This is a genomic window from Candidatus Magnetaquicoccus inordinatus (assembly GCF_004217665.1).
Lineage (GTDB): Bacteria > Pseudomonadota > Magnetococcia > Magnetococcales > Magnetaquicoccaceae > Magnetaquicoccus > Magnetaquicoccus inordinatus.
The window spans coordinates 1-1,453 of the sequence record NZ_RXIU01000433.1 but is presented as its reverse complement, the minus strand read 5'-3'; the positions used below and the strand labels follow the sequence as shown (position 1 = coordinate 1,453).

At 51.0% G+C, this 1,453-nt stretch carries 3 protein-coding genes; 1 reads left to right on the top strand and 2 read right to left on the bottom strand.

From position 1 onward, the window contains the following. The coding region (locus EJP87_RS16315; protein WP_130472903.1) for a methylated-DNA--[protein]-cysteine S-methyltransferase at positions 1–377 on the top strand (377 nt) is incomplete at its 5' end. Between the two features lie 40 nt (positions 378–417). On the opposite strand, the gene rpmE is transcribed toward EJP87_RS16315, so the two are convergent. Continuing rightward, positions 418–624: a 50S ribosomal protein L31 gene (rpmE, locus tag EJP87_RS16310; protein WP_130472902.1), complete on the bottom strand. Its 207-nt coding sequence runs from the start codon at positions 622–624 to the stop codon at positions 418–420. A gap of 22 nt (positions 625–646) precedes the next feature. Then, on the bottom strand, positions 647–1,453 hold an 807-nt coding region (rho, locus tag EJP87_RS16305), incomplete at its 5' end, for a transcription termination factor Rho (RefSeq protein WP_130472901.1).

Genomic DNA, 1,453 nt, shown 5'->3' with positions numbered 1-1,453 from the left:
GCTCTCTGCCAGAGGTGGATAGCACTCTGCTGCAGGCTGTGCGCTCCTGGTTGACCGACTATTTCAACGGCCATTTTCGTCCCATTCCGGTACCTGTGTGCTGGGAAGGCACCCCGTTTCAAAAGCGGGTAGGACAACTGTTGGCGACGATTCCACCGGGCACAACCATGCGTTATGGCCAATTGGCGCAACAACTGAACAGCGCACCGCGCGCTGTGGGACAAGCAGTTGCCGCCAACCCCTTACCTTTGCTTCTTCCCTGCCACCGTGTGGTTGGGGCAAATGGTTTGGGAGGTTTTAGTGCTCCTGGTGGTGTTGCCAGCAAACTGTGGTTGCTGAACTGGGAGAAACAGCACTGCAACAGATCACCTGTCTGATAACAGGCCGGAAGAAAAGCTTTCCGGCCTGTATGCACGATCAAACTGCCAGACCATATTTACGTTTGAACCGCTCGATGCGTCCGGCGGTATCCACCAGTTTATGTTTACCGGTATAAAATGGATGACAGGAAGAACAGACACCGACAATCAAATCCCTGCCCGTGGAACGGGTAGTGATGACGGTGTTGCAACCAGTGCAGCTATAGGTCACTTCGTGATAGTCAGGATGGATGTCCGCTTTCATGATAATCAATTCCCAATGTGAGTCAGTTGTTCATACTGGAGAAAAATTCAGCATTATTCTTTGTTGCTTTAACTTTGTCCAGGAGAAACCCCATGGAATCTTGAGGCCCCATGGGCAATAATACCCGGCGCAGCAACCAGAGTTTGTTTAACTCATCGCGATCAATCAATAATTGTTCTTTACGGGTACCAGATTTGGCAATATCGATAGCTGGAAAAATACGTTTTTCGACCAATTTGCGATCCAGATGCAGCTCCATATTGCCGGTTCCCTTAAACTCCTCAAAAATCACCTCATCCATCCGGGAACCTGTATCCACCAAGGCGGTGGCAATAATGGTCAGAGAGCCTCCCTCTTCGATATTACGCGCTGCACCAAAAAAGCGTTTGGGACGTTGCAGTGCATTGGCATCGATACCTCCGGATAACACCTTGCCGGAGGGGGGAGCCACTGTATTATATGCCCGCGCCAGACGGGTGATGGAATCAAGCAGAATCACGACATCTTTTTTATGCTCGACCAACCGTTTGGCCTTTTCCAGGACCATTTCGGCCACCTGGACATGACGGGTGGGAGGTTCATCAAAAGTGGAGGAGATCACTTCGCCGCGTACTGAGCGTTGCATATCGGTGACCTCTTCCGGTCGTTCGTCGATCAGCAAAACCTGTAAAATCACCTCTGGATGATTGGTAGCGATTGAGTGAGCAATGCTTTGCATCAGCATGGTTTTACCGGTACGCGGTTGTGCGACGATCAAACCGCGTTGCCCTTTGCCTATGGGACAGATCAGATCGATCACCCGCGTGCCCATATCCTCTTCCGGGCAATT